The sequence below is a fragment of the Massiliimicrobium timonense genome, from assembly GCF_042850985.1.
In the GTDB taxonomy this organism is placed as follows: Bacteria; Bacillota_I; Bacilli_A; order Erysipelotrichales; family Coprobacillaceae; genus Allocoprobacillus.
Genome location: NZ_AP031415.1, coordinates 1,330,106 through 1,346,511, shown reverse-complemented (window position 1 = coordinate 1,346,511; position 16,406 = coordinate 1,330,106). Strand labels below are relative to the sequence as shown.

Sequence of the window (16,406 nt, the reverse complement as noted above, 5' to 3'; positions counted from 1 at the left end):
TAGACCTCCTTACTGATTAATAAAGAATGAATCTTCCAAAGAAAATTGCACATTATCTTCAATCCATTCACGTCTAGGTTCTACTTTATCTCCCATTAAAACAGATACTCTACGTTCTACTAAAGCAGCATCTTCAATGGATACTTGAATGAGTGTACGTGTTTCTGGATTCATGGTTGTTTCCCATAACTGATCCGCATTCATTTCTCCTAAACCTTTATAACGTTGTACAGCATAACCACGACCTATCTGTTTTTTAGCTTTTTCTAATTCATCATCATCCCAAGCATAAATAACATCCTCATGTTTCCCATTCTTTTTAGATACCTTATATAGAGGTGGTAAAGCAATATAGACTTTTCCGGCCTGAATCAGTCCACGCATATAGCGATAAAAGAAAGTTAAAAGAAGAACTTGAATATGAGCACCATCCGTATCAGCATCAGTCATGATAATCACTTTTGCGTAATGGGAGTCATCAGCATTAAAATCCGCTCCTACTCCTGCACCGACTGTATTAATAATTGTGCTGATTTCTTCATTTTTTAATATATCAGACATGGCAGCCTTTTCAGTATTGATGACTTTCCCTCGCAAAGGTAAAATAGCCTGATATTTACGATCTCTACCTTGCTTTGCACTTCCTCCAGCCGAATCTCCTTCGACAAGATAAAGTTCTTTTCTCTTTTTATCTTTGGATTGTGCCGGTGCTAGTTTTCCACTTAATATTTTTTCAACTTTTTGTCCTTTTCCTTTTCGTGCTTCTTCACGTGCTTTTCGAGCAGCATTTCTGGCTTGTGAAGCTTTAATCATCTTTTTAACTAATTCATTTGCTGTTTCTTTATTTTCTTCTAGAAAATAATTCACTTGTTCATAAACAACATTTTCAACAATATTTCTTGCTTCAGGCGTTCCTAATTTTGATTTTGTCTGTCCTTCAAATTGTAGTAATGACTCAGGTATTTTGACAGAAATAATAGCTGTTAAACCTTCTCTTACATCGCTACCTTCCAGATTTTTATCTTTTTGTTTTAGTAAACCATATTTTCTGGCATATTCATTAAAAACTTTTGTGAATCCCGAACGAAAACCAGTTTCATGAGTTCCCCCATCTCCAGTTCTCACTAAATTGACAAAGGAAATCAAATTTTCTTGATAGCCATCAGTCATCTGAAAAGCCACTTCAACTTCAATAGGATGAGATACATCATCAAAGGAAACAGTTGTATGTAATGTCTTTTTATCATAATTCAGATATTCAATAAAGGCTTCTAAACCATTATCATATTGGAAAGATTCATGTTTTCCTGTTCTTTCATCTATAATATTCATTTCAATACCTTTTAATAAAAAGGCACTTTCTCTTAATCTTTCACAGATAGTAGAATAATTAAATTCTGTTGTAGAAAAGATATTTTGATTAGGTTTAAAATGAATCGTTGTTCCAGTTTTTGAAGTCTTACCGATCTTTTTTAATGGAGAAATGATTTTCGCTCCGTCTTCAAAACGTTGTTGATGAATCACTCCATCACGATAAACAGTGACCTCCAGCCATTCACTTAAAGCATTTACAACAGATGAACCGACACCATGTAACCCACCAGATGTTTTATAACCACCATCTTCACTAAACTTTCCACCAGCATGTAATATTGTTAAAATGACTTCAGTCGTAGGTTTACCAGAAGCATGAATACCCGTTGGCATTCCACGTCCTTCATCTGCTACACGAATACTATTATCTTTTCCAATTGTTACTGTGATTTTTTTACCAAATCCAGCCAATGCTTCATCAATAGAATTATCAACAATTTCCCAGACAAGATGATGTAAACCTCTTGAATCTGTTGAACCAATATACATACCCGGACGCTTCCTTACGGCTTCCAGTCCTTCTAGAATTTGTATATTAGACTCATCATAATGATTTGCTTTCATATCTGATTTCCTCCTTTTCCAACTTTATAATTATATCAAAAACATTGATATATTGCTAGAGAATTCATATCATACCAAATTTCTTGAATTTTCGCAAATCTTTTAAAAAAATTGATTTTTCTTCTTTTTTATGTATAATAGGTGACGGGGAAGTGAAAAAATGGATATATTGATATATTGCTTATTAATAGTAATGGGTTATTTATATGGCTCTATTCCTTTTGCATTAGTGATTGGAAAATTATTTTATCATACAGATGTAAGAAATAGTGGTTCAGGAAATTTAGGTGGCACGAATGCTGGACGAGTGCTTGGGAAAAAAGCAGGATTATCAGTCATTATTTTAGATGCTTCTAAATGCTGTATTTCTATATTGATTGCTGGAACAGTTGCTAAATACATGAAACTTGATATGAATATTATTTACCCATGTGCTTTAGCTTGTGTGATTGGGCATTGCTATCCTCTATTTGCAGGATTTAGAGGTGGAAAAGCTGTATCTGTCGCTATTGGATATGCTTTAATGACAAATATTTATGCCTTTGTTGTAGCTTTGATTATCTTTATGGTGACTTTAAAGATTTCTAAATATGTATCATTAGCTTCGATCTTAGCAGCTATTTCTATTGCTGTAATCTCTCCATTTATTGGTTATAGCATGATTGAGATCATCACAAATATATGTATTGTTGCCTTGCTTGTCTATAAACATCATAGCAATATTCAAAGATTAAGAAATGGTACAGAAAATAAAATTACATGGATGTAAAAACCTGAATGTTATTAAACACTCAGGTTTTTATTTCGCAAAACTGGCATTCATGACATGGGGCAAGAACTGGTGTTCATTGTATGAGAGAATCTGGTATGAACCATGATTTTCTTCAACACATGTAAGAGAGCATCCTTCAACAATTTGTTGATTAATGGAAACCAGTTCTTTTTGTGTTAAGCCTAAAAAAACAGACATAAAAATAACAAAGCACATTCCATGTGTTACAATCATAACTTGACTGTCTTGAGGTAATTGTTTTAAATCTTGTAAAAAACTTTTAACTCTTTTTATGACTTCTTGATAGCTTTCACCATGAGGAATGCGATCAAACTGTTCTGGATGATTCCATAACTGATCATAGAGTTTATGGTGATAAGTTAATAAATCGACGATTTTCTGTCCTTCAAAATCACCAAAATTCATTTCCATTAAACGTTCATCCATGGTAATATTCTGCTTATCAAAGAGTAGACAAGCTGTCTGATAAGCACGAGGAATAGGACTTGAATACACATAATCAAATTGAAACGAATGTTCTTGAAGATAATTTTTTAAAGCCAGAGCATTTTCTACTCCATCTTGAGTCAGTGGAGAATCTAAACGCCCCTGCAGTCTTTTTTCTTCATTCCAGACTGTTTTAGAATGACGTGTGATATATATCTTCATATACGAAAAAATAAGGGAATCCCCTTATTTATACTGATCATTAATGCTTTTCATAATTCGTTTGATTTGTGTTTCATTTGGTTTACGTCCCATTTCCATGAACATAGCACGAATCATTTTTTCATTAATTGGTGGATTCTTTCTTAAGTTCTTCTTGAAGAAATAACGGGCAGCAAAGAATCCTATAACAAGACCTATTAAAAGTCCTAAAACGCCATATAACATCTTTCTATCCTCCATTCAACTACCAAAATATTATAGCATAATTTTATGCTTTTTGCAAAATGATTTCAATATATCATATAAAAGTTTTTTGAAAAAGACGATATGATATTAAATAAATCATGACGTTCTCCTTTTTCTTCAATATTTAAATCAAATTCATTCATAGTCATCAACATTTTTTCACCTGTAATAGGATTTGTGAGCTGATGTATTCCATGATAATAAGAATAATCTTCGCGTGATTGAATAGCGTGAAGAATTTTTTCTTTTTCATCAGACATATTAGAAAAAATAAGTTCCACTTGTTTTGTTTTATACATATTATCCTGATTTTGATAGATTGCCATTAAAAAAGAAGGATATTTTTGAGCTAAATCAATATATTGTTCTTTAATACATACAATTTTATATTTCATTTTCATCACCATATCAATTATAACTCATATCCATAGCAAATCCTGTCAAAAAAAGAACCTGTATCAGGTTCTTAAAGCGATAAATAAGTTTCTACAAGATGATCAACAGTAAATCCATATTTTTCAATGACCACAGCTGCTGGAGCACTTGCTCCAAACTGATTAACAGAAATCACTTTTCCATCTAAACCAGCATATTTATGCCATCCAAAATCACATGCCATTTCAATAACTACACGTTTTCTGATATTTGATGGTAAAATCATTTCTTTATAGGCTTCATCCTGCGCATCAAAAAGTTCCATTGAAGGCATAGAAACCACACGAACATCATGACCTTGTTGATATAAAGCTTCCTGAGCTTTCATTGCTAATTCCAGTTCGCTTCCTGTTGCAATCAAAATACCATCTAATTGTCCCTTTTCTTTAGAAACAATGTAAGCGCCATGACAAACATCATCATATGTTGCATGAGTAAAGTTTGTTACATTTTGTCTTGTTAAAATGAGTGCTGTTGGACGATCATTTGTTTCTACTGCTTTTTTCCATGCTGCACACATTTCATAAGCATCTGCTGATCTGATCACTTGAATATTTGGAATTGAACGTAACATCGCTAATTGCTCTACAGGTTGATGAGTAGGTCCATCTTCTCCTACAGCAATTGAATCATGTGAAAGTGGTAAAATAATTGGTAATTTCATCAAGGAAGACATTCTTAACGCAGCTTTAAAGTAATCACTGAAAACCATAAATCCACCAGCGGCTACTTTTATTCCTTTATGCAATGCCATTCCATTCATAATAGCAACCATTGCAAATTCACGAATACCAAAGAATAAATTACGTCCACCATAATTTTCACAGCTGAAACGTTCAGCATTTTTTATAATTGTTTTTGTTGAAGAAGCTAAATCAGCTGTTCCAGATAAAAATGTTGGGTTCTGTGCCGCAATAGCATTAATGAGCTTTTCACTTGTGATGCGTGTTGCCTCACTTATCCCATCCTGATATTCTTGCATAAATGCTTCTTCATCAAAAGCATATTCGTCATTGATATTTTGAAATAATTCCTGATACAAATCTGGATATGCTTCTTTATATGAATCCATCATTTTATTCCATTTATTGTAAGCACGTTTTCCACGATTGAAAACATTCTTTTGAAAATCTTCATAAACTTCATCTGGTATGAAGAATGGATCATATTCATAACCATACTGCTTCTTTGCAAATTGTCCATCTTCTTCACCAAGAGGTGCTCCATGAACTTTACTTGTTCCTTGATTTTGGGAACCAAAACCAATAATAGTATTCACAATAATTAAAGATGGTTTATAAATTTCTTTTTTAGCTTTTTTGATTGCTTTTGCGATGGCTTCGTAATCATTACCATCTTCTACCTTGATGACTTGCCAGTTCATGGCTTCATAACGTTTTTTGACATCCTCACTAAAAGAGTAATTCAAAGGTCCATCCAAAGTCACATTATTAGCATCATAAAGAACAATCAGTTTACCTAAAGAAAGATGTCCTGCTAAAGAAGATGCTTCATAAGTTACACCTTCTTGCATATCACCATCACCACATAAAACATAGGTATGATGATCAATCACATCATAATCTTTTTGATTGTATCGAGATGCTAAAAAAGCTTCAGCCATTGCCATTCCTACTGCCATAGGAATACCTTGTCCTAAAGGCCCACTAGAAGCATCCACACCATCTGTTAATTCCACTTCTGGATGTCCTGGTGTACAGCTTCCCCATTGTCTAAACTGTTTTAAATCATCCATTGTTAACTGGAAACCAGATAGATGTAATAAACTATATAATAATGAAGATGCATGTCCACTTGCTAAAACAAAACGATCACGATTAAGCCATTGAGAATGTAATGGAAAGACTTTTAATTCTTTTGTAAATAAAGAATATAAAGCAGGAGCAGATCCCAGCACCATTCCCGGATGCCCAGAATTTGCTTTATTAATCATATCTATCCCAAGTGACCTAATTGCTGCAATTGATAGTTCAGATTGATTCATTATCTCATTTTTCCTCCTTATAACACACTAACATTATACACAAAAACATATGAATATCAAACAAGTTTTGACATATTCTAACATTTCTTTGTTTTTTGACGTAGAGAAGGTGTGACATCATGTCCTTGAGGATCGACAACTTTAACATTTTGAAGTTGTTGTTGAAAACCTTTTCTAAACAAACGCAAATATTCCTGGCGTAATTCCTGCTGTCTTTTTTTCTCTTTTTCGCTAAGACCAACTGTTTTGCTTTTTCTGGCAAGTTCATTAATTTCATGAATCATTTCATCAGTTATTTTTTCCATGCTTTCCTCCTCAAAAAGAAAAACCTAAGAGTTTTTTAGATTAATCCCTGGTATATGCAGGTGGGTATCTTGTGTCTAATTTTAGGATCCCTATTCGTGACAGGTTTTCAACACCATTAGACAACAGTCAGATTCCCTTATCTATCGTGTAGGAAATACATATATCTCTTAGGTCAATCACATTATAACATAAAATTTGATTGTGTAAATAGTGAAATCTTTCATTCTATGAAATGTCTTTTACTTCTTTATTGAATTTGTGGCAAAATAGTAAATGAAGTCGCATAATGTTCATCAAATAAATCCCTTAAAGACATTAAATCATCCATTGTTAAAGCATTTAAACAATCAATAAGATCAAAAATCATAATTCCTTCAAAATAATAACGACTAAACATATTCGCAATACTTTCAGGACTATTAAATAAAGATATCATGATACCCATTGTTTTTTTCTTTAAACGTAAAAAATCTTCTTGACGAATATCATATTCATGAATATGTTCTATAAAATAAAGAATCTTCTCTTTTAATTGTTCTGGGTAAAGTGTATCTCCCCCAATTTGTAAAAAACAATAATCTCTTTCCTGGGTAAATTGAGCACTAAAACTATCATTAATTAATTCTTCATTTAACCATTCATCATATAAAGATGAACTTTTTGCAAAGAAAATATCAAGGAATAAATTCATAGCCAGTTCTCTTTTTAAACGTTCTTGAGGCTTTGTTAAAATCGTGTTGATTTTCATAGACACAATGATTTTTGGCATTGTTACATCCATATGTAAAACAGCCTCTTTTTGAGCAACATCTAAAGGTTCGTTCACAACAGCTCTTTGGATTGGATTTTCCTTAGAAAAATGTTTTTGTTGTTGATTGTCTTGAATCAGCTTCATGATTTCATCAGGGTTAATATGACCAACCACAAATAACATCATTTGACTAGGATGATAGAACGTATGATAACATTTTTCTAATGTTGCTTTATCAATAGAAGCAACTGTTTCTACAGTTCCTGCAATATCAATTTTAACAGGATGATGCTGATATAAATTTTGGATACTTCCAAAATAACAACGCCAATCTGGATCATCATCATACATTCCAATTTCTTGGTTAATAATTCCTTTTTCTTTTTCTACATTCTCATCTGTCAAATAAATGTCTTGTACAAAATCAAGTAATAATTCAATACATTCTTTTTCATGACTAGTTGTACTAAATAAATACGCTGTACGTGATGATGATGTGAAGGCATTCGTACTTGCCCCAAGTTTAGCAAATGCTTCACTGGCATCACCATCTTCCATCTCGAACATCTTATGTTCCAGAAAATGGGCAATACCATCTGGAACCTTTATCATGTCTTGTTCATGCAAAGGAACAAAAGTCGTATCTACAGAGCCAAAACGTGTTGAAAATAAACCATAAGTTTTGGAAAAACCTACTTTAGGTAAGAGATAAACTTTTAAGCCATTAGGCATTTCTTCAAAATAAAGTGTTTCTTTAAGTGTTGGATATTTAATGACTTTCATGGAACTCCTTTCCTGTAAGGAAGTAAATTGTATCTAATTTCACCTTTTTAGCAACATCTACAATTTCTTCTAAAGTTACATTCATTAATTTTTCAATATATTCTTCACTTGTTTCACGAATATGTGTAATATCACGATTATAAGCTAAAGCAATTATGCTTCCTGCTTCATCATTTGTTTTTTTCAAGGCATTGACAAGCATTATTTTAGCCAGATACAGCTCATCATTATTAACATGACCAGCTTGGATATCGGCTAATTGCTCTCCAATAAGATGTAATGTTTTACGATAATCATTGGCTTCAATACCTGCATTAACAATCATCATTCCATTAAATGCGTCATAGCTTGAAGACACATAATAACATAAACTATGTTTCTCCCTTACAACCTTAAAAAGGCGTGATTGTGAAAAACCACCAAAAATAGCATTAAATACTGTAAAGGCATAATGAAATGGTGATGTAAAATTACATTGAATCTGATAACCTAGATTTAATTTTGATTGTGTAATATCCTGTTTTTCAATGACTTCAAGTAAATCTTGACGGGGACTTTCAAAAATATAAGCTGAAGGATAATCATGACAATGAGAAGGAAACTTTAAAATACGTTCAAAAACATTGACAATGCCATCAGGTAAATCTCCTACCACATAGACATGTTTTTCATCTTCTTTAATACATTTTTGAAGATATTGATAAAGTTGTTGAGATGTAATTTTTTGAATTTCTTCTTCATATCCTGTACTTGGAATACCTAGCACTTGTCCTCTACCCATGTATTCAAATAATTTGTCTAATGAATAAGAAAATTTATCATCCTTGTTAGCCTGTAGTTTTTCTTGAAGTTCTTTTTTCTTTAATTGCACAATAGATGGATGAAAACCATCATTGTCAAGATAAGGGTGATAAAATAGGTCACTGATTAATTGTAACTGTTTTTCCAGAAGATGTTCTGGTGATGGTAAATAAGCATCATTAACAAAACTTGTCGCAACATTGATAATATGTGATTGCCCTTTCGTTGTAATATGTGTTGATAAACTTGCCCCATAATTTTCATCTAAATAAGTCGCTAAAGACTGTGTCGATGGATAATCTTGAGTGGCTGCCATTAAGACAAATGTCAATAGTGTTCTTATTGTTGTTGTTTCTTTCAATAATGGACTTTGTAATCTTAATGAAATGGTCATTGTTTTAAATTTTTTTGTTGGGATAAGATGTAAAGTATATCCCGCCATTTGATAGACGTTTTCCATAAATAACCTCCAATTCTTATACACATATATTATACTCAAATTTCTACAAATTAAAATAAAAAAGACCAAGAGATTCTCTTGATCTTAACGTTTTCCTTTATCAAACGGTTCTCCCTCAGCACGAGGTGCTGCAGAATGTTTAGAAGTAAAGGCTAATAAAATAAGCGTCGCTACATATGGTATTAATTTATAAGCTGTTGCTGGTAGTGAAAGTGTTGCTAAAAAAGGAATAGATGTATATGTATATGCAATCGTTTTTGTTGCTCCAAAGAAGAAAGCAGCACCTGCAATACGCCAAGGCTTCCAATTCCCAAAAATCAACACAGCTAATGCCAAGAAACCATATCCAGCCACATTACAGTTAAATTCGGTACTAATTGGTAAGATATAAATTAATCCCCCAACTCCAGCTAGAAAACCAGAAATCACAACACCTAAATAACGCATTTTATATACACTAATACCAGCCGCATCAGAAGCCTGTGGATTTTCTCCACATGATCTCAGTCGTAAACCAGTCTTTGTTTTCATTAAGAAAACATAAGAAATCACTAAAATCAGTAAACCAATAAAAGTTGTTAAATAACAATTTTTAAAGAATAAATCTCCAAGAATTGGAATTTGTGATAAAATAGGAACTTCTACAATTCTAAATTGATTTTCAAACATGACACTTTGAACACCATCTTGAATTGTCTTTGCAATAAATAAACCAAATGCAGGAGCAAACAAGTTTAAAGCTGTCCCACTAATTGTCTGATCTGCTTTAAGATGAATAGAAGCAAAAGCATGAAGAAGTGAAAAGAGTGCTCCTACAATACCTGAAATAAGTAAAGCGACTAACAATAATGCCTGACCACTCATGATTTGATGTGTCTGCATATAATTCATAAAGAAAACACCAAAGAAACCACCAAGAATCATAATTCCTTCCAGAGCAATATTAATAACCCCACTGCGTTCTGAAAACATACCACCCAAAGCAACAACTAATAACGGGATAGCAAACAATAAAGTTTGGGCAAATAAGAAATAAACAATACTCATGATTCATGCCCTCCTTCTGTTATTTTTTCTTTTTTATTTTTTAACTTACTAAAAATCATTTTAATAAATAAAGTAAACGAACTGAAGTAAATAATAGAAGCTACAATAATATCAATGACTTCAATAGCAATATTTAATGATCGCATGTAGTTTCCACCAACATTAATATATCCAATAAATAAAGCTGCAAAAATACATCCTATTGGATTATTAAAACCTAATAAAGCAACTGGAATCCCATTAAAACCTTCAGCTGGTAATGCTTCGGAAATAGCTAAAGTTTTTCCTGTCCCAGATAAATAAGCAATAGCTCCTCCAACACCAGAGAAAAAACCAGCAATAGCCATTGACATAATAATACATTTTTTCTCATTCATACCAGCATATTTAGCGGCATTTGGATTATAACCACAAGCTTTTAATTCATAACCAAAAGTTGTCTTATTCATGATAATATAAGCAACAACGCATAATAAAATGGCAATGATAATTCCAAAGTTAATATTAGAATCAGGGAATATTTTATCAAGACCAAAAGCAGGAATCGCTTTATCGGCAGGAACAGAATAAGATTCAGCACCAGCAGGATTATAAATCGTTGCTTTAATACCTTCAATAACAAGTAACATACCAATATAATTACACATAATACATGAAATAACGACATTGACATTACGATAAGCTTTCAAGACACCAGGAATAACAGCCCATAAAGCCCCAGCAATTCCTGCAGCAATAATACAAACAAGCCATAAAATAGACTGTGGAATAAAAGTACATTTTAATGCAATGAAAACAGCAGTAAAAGCACCAACAATATATTGTCCCGGAGTTCCAATATTAAATTCACCACATTTAAAAGCAAAGGCTACAGAAAGTCCAGTCATCATAATGGGCACAGCCAAATAGAAAACTTGTCCTAAACTTTTTGCACCACGATAAAAGCCACCTGTTAAAAGTAATTTCAATCCTTCAAGAGCATCTTGTGGATTGGCAATTAAAATAATAACAAATCCAAAAAGAAGTCCTAAAGCAATAGCAATCAAAGATGAAGCAAAAGATTTTGAACCTTCTTTTTTCAATAATAATGAAATTTTATTTTTCATATCCTTCACCTCTCTTTGATCCAGCCATATAAAGTCCTAATTCTTTCACATCAATATCTTTTGGATTTAAATCAGCTACAATTTCACCTTCATACATAACCAAGATACGATCACTGATATTCATGACTTCATCTAATTCCAAAGACACTAATAAAACAGCTTTTCCATCATCACGATGTTTCACTAATTGTGAGTGAATAAATTCAATTGCTCCGACATCCAAACCTCTTGTTGGTTGAACAGCAATCAATAAATCAGACTGGCTATCAATTTCTCTTGCAATAATAGCTTTTTGTTGATTCCCTCCAGACATACCTCTAGCAATAGATTTTCCACCTTCACCAGAACGCACATCAAATTTTTGAATCAGTTTATCAGCATAGGCCTTCATTTTATCAAAACGAATAAAGCCATGTTTTTGAAATTCTGGTTTATCATAATTTCTTAAAATCATATTTTCAGCTAAGGAATAATCAAGCACAAGTCCATGTTTATGTCTATCTTCTGGAATATGTGCCATTCCCATATCACTACGTTTACGAATAGAAGCCTTTGTGATATCTTCACCCTTCAAGAAAATATGCCCTTTTTGAATAGGAACCATTCCTGTTAAAGCATAAACAAGTTCACTTTGACCATTACCATCAATACCGGCAATACAGACAATCTCTCCTCGTTGAACATGGAAGGATATATTCTTAAGTAAATCTTTATGTGCTGTCTTTGGGTGATAAGTCAGATTTTCTACTCTTAAAACTTCATCTCCTAATTGAGGCTTAGCTTTTTCTACATTAAAATTGACTTTTCTTCCAACCATTTTTTCAGATAGTTCTTCCTTAGAAACCTCACTGACATTTACAGTATCAATGTATTTCCCCTTACGTAAAATTGTACAACGATCTGCCACAGCTTTAATTTCGTTTAGTTTATGAGTAATAAAAATAATAGATTTTCCCTCTTTGATAAGTCCCTTCATAATATGCATTAGCTCATCAATTTCCTGTGGTGTTAAAACAGCTGTTGGTTCATCAAAAATTAAAATATCATTATCTCTAAATAACATTTTTAAAATTTCAACACGTTGCTGCATACCAACTGTAATATCTTCAATATAAGCATCAGGATCAACATTGAGATGATACTTCTGTGATAGTTCCATGACTTTTTTACGAGCATCAGCAGTTTTCAGGAAACCAAATTAAGCATCCTCTACGCCTAAGATAATATTCTCTAAAACAGTAAAGTTATGAACAAGTTTAAAATGCTGATGAACCATTCCTATAGCATATTTATTTGCATCATTAGGATTATGAATTTTCACTTCTTGACCATTAATTTTAATTATCCCTTCATCGGGTTGATACAGACCAAATAAAATACTCATCAAGGTTGATTTTCCAGCACCATTTTCCCCTAATAATGCATGAATTTCACCTTGTTTGACTTGTAGATTAATATGATCATTGGCCTTAATACCGGGAAATTCTTTTGTAATATTTAACATTTCTATTGCATAATCCAAAACTCTCACCTCTTTTATATTTACAATATTTTTTAAAAAAGAGTAGGCATAAACCTACCCCTTTCCACTATTTTTCATAAGATACAGTTACATTTGTTAAAACATCTTTTAAAGTTTTTGTATTTGGATCTCCTTGAGCATCCTTTTCAACATCATCATTTGTAATGATTTTAACTGTTTCATTTTTTACAGTTTCAAAAACTTTTTCATAATCAGTTTGTGTGAATTTTTTAAATCTTGAAAAATCATCAGATAATCCTACATAGTCACCTTCAGCATTTAAAATATGTAATCCACCTTCAAAAGTTCCTGCATAAACAGCAGCTATTTCATCAGCAACAGTTTTCTTAACACCTTTCATAGCTGAAGTTAATACAGTCTGACTTGCATCTTTTTGATCACTATCAACACCAATAGTCATTTTATTTGTTTGTTCAGCAGCAGCAAAGATTGAGTTACAGATTTGTCCACCACAAGAGAAAATAATTTCAGTTCCTGTGTTATACCATCCAGCAGCTTTTGACTGAATATCTGGAGATTCATTAAATGAACCTGTATATGTATATTTCACTTCTACTTGAATTCCTAATTCTTTAGCAGCATCATTTGCACCTTGTAAATAACCATAACCATAGTTAATAACAGCAGGTAAACTAATACCACCCATGAAACCTAATTTTGTATAACCTTCTTTAACAGCAGCATATCCTGCTAAATATCCCGGTTGTGCTTCTTCATATTTTGCACAGTAAACATTTTTAGCTGGTTCAGCAGGTGTTTCTTCTGCTTCAGCAGGTGTTCCATCAATTAAGATAAAGCTTACATCTGGATATTCATTTTGAATATTTGCAATTGTCTGATTAAATTTGTAACCAGGACAAACAACAATTTTTGCTCCATTTTCAATTGCATTTTCAATTTGTTGAGTATAACCTGCTGTATCAAAACTTGATGGTTTATAATATTTTGTACCCACCTCATTTTTATCACCATATTCCTCAACCGCTTCCCATGCAGATTGATTAAATGATTTGTCAGAGATTGTTCCCTGATCAGTAACAAGTGCAATTTCTGGAGTTTTGTCTTCTGAATCTCCTCCACCACTACCACATCCTACCAGCACCATAGATAATGCCAATAAAGACGCAAACATTTTTTTCATACTTTTTCCTCCTTTAACATTCTACCCTTATTTTAACATCATTTTCACAAAATAAAAAGAGAAAACGACAAATATCTTTGTAATCAGTCATTTTCTCTTAATGATAAAATAAAATTATATTGATAAAATCAATGTTTTATAGATCTTCTTCATGGTATTGTCGAATATAAACTTCTCGTGGTTTACTGCCAAGTTGTGGTCCAATGACACCATCTTCTTCTAAACGATCGATAATACGTGCCGCTTTATTATAACCAATTCTAAATTTTCTTTGCAATAAAGAAGTTGATGCTTTTTGAGCCTGTATCACAAATTCTCGACACATTTCATATTCTTCATCTTCTTCATCAAAACTATCATGACTTTGTGATGAAGACAACGATTTGACATTAACATATTTATCTTCATAGACAGCTTCCTGTTGCGAAGATACATAATGGACAATAGCTGCAACTTCTTCATCAGTGACAAAACACCCCTGCACTCTTGTTGGAGATGATGAACCCATTGGTGAAAAAAGCATATCACCTTTTCCTAATAGTTTTTCAGCTCCAGATGTATCAAGAATAGTACGTGAATCAATGCTTGAAGAAACTGCAAAAGCGATACGTGAAGGAATATTTGCCTTAATGACACCCGTAATAATATCAGTTGAAGGTCTTTGTGTTGCGACAATCAAATGAATACCAGCCGCACGTGCCATTTGTGAAATACGCATGATACAATCCTCAACATCTTTACTGGCTACCATCATCAAATCAGCAACCTCATCAAGAATAATCACATGATATGGCAATATTTCTTTTTGACCGTCTTCATGTTCATGATTATATTTTTTAGCAAGTTCGTTATATCCTTGAATGTTTCTGGCATTTACACTGGCGAATAAATCATAACGTCTTTCCATTTCAGCAACAACTTCACGTAAAACAGCTGCTGCCTTTTTAGGATCAGTCACAACCGGTGCCAATAAATGTGGAATACCATTATATACAGATAATTCAACCTTTTTAGGATCAACCAGAATCAGTTTAACTTCATCCGGTCTGGCACGCATTAATAATGATGATATAATCGTATTGACACAAACAGATTTTCCAGAACCTGTTGCTCCAGCGATTAAAAGGTGGGGCATTTTATCTAATTGGGCAAAAACTGGTTGACCTGACACATCTTTTCCTAATGCAACAACAAGCGGATTATGTTGAAATTTGGATTGAGATAATAAATTTTTCAAAACATCTTTAAATCCAACAACTGCCCCACTTTGATTAGGCACTTCAATACCAACATAAGGTTTACCCGGTATAGGGGCTTCAATTCTGATATCCGCAGTTGCAAGGGCTAATTTAATATCATCTTGTAACTGTAAAATTTTATTGACTCTTGTGCCGATTTCCAGCTTGAGTTCATATTTTGTAATGGTTGGACCAATAAAGGCATTTTCAATTGTAGCATTCACACCAAATTGTTTGAGTACAGTTGTTAATTTTGTCGCATTCTTTTGAGCTGCACTTCTTTCTTTATTGGCATTGTGTGTTGATTTTGTTGACAATAATGATAAAGGTGGCAACTGATAATGGGATAAATCTGTTTGAACAGGTGTTTCCTCAACAGGTTCTTCTAATTTTTTTTCTTTCTTTTGGAGAGTTTTTTTCTCTTTAATATCTATTTTCATCTGATCTTGATCAAACTCAAAAGCACTCGTTATTTCTGGATCTATTTTTTCTTCATGTTGATCTTCAAAAGCAGAATCAGGGAAAAGAGGAATTTCTTCATCTTTAGACATAAAGTCAAAAAAGTGTGATTTTTTCTTTAAAACAATAGTCTGTACAGGAGGTTCCTGTGGTTCCTTCTTTTTTTGTTTCTTTTTATCTTTTTGATGCTGAAAATAAAGCTTACTAAAAATCAAAGCCAACCCAATAATCAAAATAATAACAGAAAAAATCAAAGCACCTAAACTTTCAAACAAGGCACTCAACACACCATAAAAACATGTTCCAATTAAGCCGCCTTTATTCATTTGCTGACTTTGAATATATGTAGAAATGACTCCCAGTCCACTGACCTTGGATTGTCCTGGAATAGAAGCTATCGTCAAAACACTGGCAAATACAGCATAAATACCAATTGCTTCTGGTCCATTGAAACGTGGAATCTGTGCTTTCCATAAAATATAAAAGCAAAGGATAAGCAATGCCAGATAAACAACACCATATAAATGACCTGTTAAAAAAGCAAAACAATTATGCATTCCCTGTCCAATAAAGCCTAAACGTAAAGCTGATACAACAATAGCAAATATACCAAACAATACAATAATTCTTAAACGTAGTTTTTCCTCTAAAATCTGATTTTTAGATTTTTTAGAACGTTTTGATTTTGCCATCATGCTCACCTTCT

General features: G+C 32.7%; 13 protein-coding genes, 1 other RNA gene and 1 pseudogene. 1 reads left to right on the top strand and 14 read right to left on the bottom strand.

Going from position 1 to position 16,406, the window contains the following annotated elements; genetic code table 11:
- Nucleotides 1-9: 9 nt before the first annotated feature.
- Nucleotides 10-1,938 carry a DNA topoisomerase IV subunit B gene (gene parE / locus ACGHJ8_RS07025; RefSeq protein WP_087360024.1) on the bottom strand — a complete coding sequence of 643 codons (1,929 nt, stop codon included), beginning with the start codon at nt 1,936-1,938 and terminating at the stop codon, nt 10-12.
- Between the two features lie 160 nt (nt 1,939-2,098).
- Here parE and plsY point away from each other — a divergent pair, with 160 nt between their 5' ends.
- Nucleotides 2,099-2,707 carry a glycerol-3-phosphate 1-O-acyltransferase PlsY gene (gene plsY, locus ACGHJ8_RS07020; RefSeq protein WP_390539526.1) on the top strand — a complete coding sequence of 203 codons (609 nt, stop codon included), beginning with the start codon at nt 2,099-2,101 and terminating at the stop codon, nt 2,705-2,707.
- Between the two features lie 30 nt (nt 2,708-2,737).
- Here plsY and ACGHJ8_RS07015 read toward each other — a convergent pair whose 3' ends face one another.
- The 13 genes and pseudogenes from ACGHJ8_RS07015 to ACGHJ8_RS06955 form a co-directional block, all read right to left on the bottom strand.
- Nucleotides 2,738-3,379 (bottom strand): histidine phosphatase family protein, encoded by a 642-nt coding sequence (locus ACGHJ8_RS07015; RefSeq protein WP_390539524.1) that lies wholly within the window; start codon nt 3,377-3,379, stop codon nt 2,738-2,740.
- 24 nt (nt 3,380-3,403) lie between these two features.
- Entirely contained in the window at nt 3,404-3,604 is a 201-nt protein-coding gene (locus ACGHJ8_RS07010) for a YneF family protein (protein ID WP_087360015.1), read from the bottom strand.
- Between the two features lie 65 nt (nt 3,605-3,669).
- Nucleotides 3,670-4,020 carry a hypothetical protein gene (locus ACGHJ8_RS07005; protein ID WP_087360012.1) on the bottom strand — a complete coding sequence of 117 codons (351 nt, stop codon included), beginning with the start codon at nt 4,018-4,020 and terminating at the stop codon, nt 3,670-3,672.
- A 71-nt stretch (nt 4,021-4,091) separates the two neighbouring features.
- Entirely contained in the window at nt 4,092-6,065 is a 1,974-nt protein-coding gene (gene tkt, locus ACGHJ8_RS07000) for a transketolase (RefSeq protein WP_390539521.1), read from the bottom strand.
- Nucleotides 6,066-6,142: 77 nt separating this feature from the next.
- Entirely contained in the window at nt 6,143-6,370 is a 228-nt protein-coding gene (locus ACGHJ8_RS06995) for a DUF896 domain-containing protein (RefSeq protein ID WP_087359493.1), read from the bottom strand.
- Nucleotides 6,371-6,387: 17 nt separating this feature from the next.
- Nucleotides 6,388-6,548, bottom strand: a non-coding RNA gene (ssrS, locus tag ACGHJ8_RS06990) — 6S RNA.
- Between the two features lie 70 nt (nt 6,549-6,618).
- On the bottom strand, nt 6,619-7,905 hold the full coding sequence (yfmH, locus tag ACGHJ8_RS06985) for an EF-P 5-aminopentanol modification-associated protein YfmH (protein ID WP_390539518.1): 1,287 nt from the start codon (nt 7,903-7,905) through the stop codon (nt 6,619-6,621).
- Nucleotides 7,892-9,166: an EF-P 5-aminopentanol modification-associated protein YfmF gene (gene yfmF, locus ACGHJ8_RS06980; protein ID WP_390539516.1), complete on the bottom strand. Its 1,275-nt coding sequence runs from the start codon at nt 9,164-9,166 to the stop codon at nt 7,892-7,894. The genes yfmH and yfmF overlap by 14 nt, the downstream gene beginning before the upstream one ends.
- A gap of 84 nt (nt 9,167-9,250) precedes the next feature.
- Nucleotides 9,251-10,213 carry an ABC transporter permease gene (locus tag ACGHJ8_RS06975; protein ID WP_087359487.1) on the bottom strand — a complete coding sequence of 321 codons (963 nt, stop codon included), beginning with the start codon at nt 10,211-10,213 and terminating at the stop codon, nt 9,251-9,253.
- Nucleotides 10,210-11,319, bottom strand: coding sequence for an ABC transporter permease (locus ACGHJ8_RS06970; protein WP_390539514.1), 1,110 nt, complete (start codon nt 11,317-11,319; stop codon nt 10,210-10,212). Before ACGHJ8_RS06970 ends, ACGHJ8_RS06975 begins: the two co-directional genes overlap by 4 nt.
- Nucleotides 11,309-12,841: pseudogene (locus tag ACGHJ8_RS06965) on the bottom strand (ABC transporter ATP-binding protein). The gene ACGHJ8_RS06970 and the pseudogene ACGHJ8_RS06965 overlap by 11 nt, the downstream one beginning before the upstream one ends.
- Nucleotides 12,842-12,908: 67 nt before the next feature.
- Nucleotides 12,909-14,003 (bottom strand): BMP family protein, encoded by a 1,095-nt coding sequence (locus ACGHJ8_RS06960; RefSeq protein ID WP_390539512.1) that lies wholly within the window; start codon nt 14,001-14,003, stop codon nt 12,909-12,911.
- A 136-nt stretch (nt 14,004-14,139) separates the two neighbouring features.
- A complete protein-coding gene (locus ACGHJ8_RS06955) occupies nt 14,140-16,392 on the bottom strand; it encodes a DNA translocase FtsK (protein ID WP_390542393.1) in 2,253 nt (750 codons plus the stop codon).
- Nucleotides 16,393-16,406 lie beyond the last annotated feature (14 nt).

Excerpts from the sequence above, each read along its gene's own strand:
- parE (WP_087360024.1), bottom strand. The coding sequence starts at position 1,938 with ATGAAAGCAAATCATTATGATGAGTCTAATATACAAATTCTAGAAGGA.
- plsY (WP_390539526.1), top strand. The coding sequence starts at position 2,099 with ATGGATATATTGATATATTGCTTATTAATAGTAATGGGTTATTTATAT.
- ACGHJ8_RS07015 (WP_390539524.1), bottom strand. The coding sequence starts at position 3,379 with ATGAAGATATATATCACACGTCATTCTAAAACAGTCTGGAATGAAGAA.
- ACGHJ8_RS07010 (WP_087360015.1), bottom strand. The coding sequence starts at position 3,604 with ATGTTATATGGCGTTTTAGGACTTTTAATAGGTCTTGTTATAGGATTC.
- ACGHJ8_RS07005 (WP_087360012.1), bottom strand. The coding sequence starts at position 4,020 with ATGAAATATAAAATTGTATGTATTAAAGAACAATATATTGATTTAGCT.
- tkt (WP_390539521.1), bottom strand. The coding sequence starts at position 6,065 with ATGAATCAATCTGAACTATCAATTGCAGCAATTAGGTCACTTGGGATA.
- ACGHJ8_RS06995 (WP_087359493.1), bottom strand. The coding sequence starts at position 6,370 with ATGGAAAAAATAACTGATGAAATGATTCATGAAATTAATGAACTTGCC.
- yfmH (WP_390539518.1), bottom strand. The coding sequence starts at position 7,905 with ATGAAAGTCATTAAATATCCAACACTTAAAGAAACACTTTATTTTGAA.
- yfmF (WP_390539516.1), bottom strand. The coding sequence starts at position 9,166 with ATGGAAAACGTCTATCAAATGGCGGGATATACTTTACATCTTATCCCA.
- ACGHJ8_RS06975 (WP_087359487.1), bottom strand. The coding sequence starts at position 10,213 with ATGAGTATTGTTTATTTCTTATTTGCCCAAACTTTATTGTTTGCTATC.
- ACGHJ8_RS06970 (WP_390539514.1), bottom strand. The coding sequence starts at position 11,319 with ATGAAAAATAAAATTTCATTATTATTGAAAAAAGAAGGTTCAAAATCT.
- ACGHJ8_RS06960 (WP_390539512.1), bottom strand. The coding sequence starts at position 14,003 with ATGAAAAAAATGTTTGCGTCTTTATTGGCATTATCTATGGTGCTGGTA.
- ACGHJ8_RS06955 (WP_390542393.1), bottom strand. The coding sequence starts at position 16,392 with ATGGCAAAATCAAAACGTTCTAAAAAATCTAAAAATCAGATTTTAGAG.